Source organism: Mycobacterium gordonae, from assembly GCF_002101675.1.
Classification (GTDB): domain Bacteria; phylum Actinomycetota; class Actinomycetes; order Mycobacteriales; family Mycobacteriaceae; genus Mycobacterium; species Mycobacterium gordonae.
In genome coordinates this window covers 1-1,027 of record NZ_LQOY01000140.1, presented here as the reverse complement: position 1 = coordinate 1,027, position 1,027 = coordinate 1, and the positions used below count along the sequence as shown (strand labels likewise).

General features: G+C 64.6%; 1 protein-coding gene. It reads left to right on the top strand.

Translation table 11 applies throughout. From position 1 onward, the window contains the following. Positions 1 to 1,027 (top strand): pentapeptide repeat-containing protein (locus tag AWC08_RS19780; protein ID WP_419196914.1); only part of this gene is annotated, 1,027 nt, incomplete at both ends.

Genomic DNA, 1,027 nt, shown 5'->3' with positions numbered 1-1,027 from the left:
GATGCTGAGCTACCACGGTGGGGCTTCGGCGGCTGCCGCGGCGCTGACCCCGTTCACCAAGATTCCGCTCGGGCAGTTGGCCGGCGCGGGCGGCTTCGTCAACGCCGCGGCGACGGAACTCGCCGGGGCGGCAAGCACTTTCAACAAGGGCGGCGCCAGGGCCGTGCTGGGTGCGGTGAATGTGAGGCTGGGCGGCCTGCTGGGCGGTTTCGACGTCAGCGGGTTGCTGAGCAGTCTGCGTCTGGGTACCGGAAACCTCGCCAACTTGAACCTGCACAACCTGGGGCTGGGTGAGGTCGGCGCCGGTGCGGCGGCAGCCGGGAACTGGGGGTCCTACGGTCGCCATTTCTCGCCCCGTTCCTCGGGGCAGTTCGGCGGCTCGGGCATACAGGCGTTATTCCAGGCACTGTCCGGTGGGGGCCTGAGCAGCGGCGCCCTCAGCACCGGCAGCCTGACCAGCCTGCTGAGTAGCCCGGCGGTGAGCAGCCTGTTGAGCAGCCCGGCCATCAGCAACGTGCTCAGCGGGGTGAATTTGTCGGTCAAGTTGAACGGTCTGCTGCCGGTGAACCCGGCCGCCGCGACGGCCGCCGTCACCGACGCCTTCGGTAACACCGGCACCGGCAATATCGGGTTCGGCAATACCGGTGATAACAACATCGGGTTCGGTAACACCGGTAACGGCAATGTCGGCATCGGCAACTCCGGCTTTGACCTGCGCGGCATTCTGAATTCCGGGGTCGGCAATTCTGGGTTGTTCAATACCGGTAGCTACAACACCGGTATCGGCAATTCCGGCATCGGCAATACCGGGTTGTTCAACCCGGGCAACGTCAACACCGGTATCGGGAACCGCGGCAGCTACAACACCGGAAGCTTCAACGAGGGCAGCTTCAACAGCGGTGATTTCAACAGCGGGGACACCAACACCGGCTGGTTCAACACCGGCGACCTCAACACCGGCATCGGCAATTCCGGTGACGTCAACACCGGTATCGGCAACTCCGGGGACATGAACAACGGGATGTTC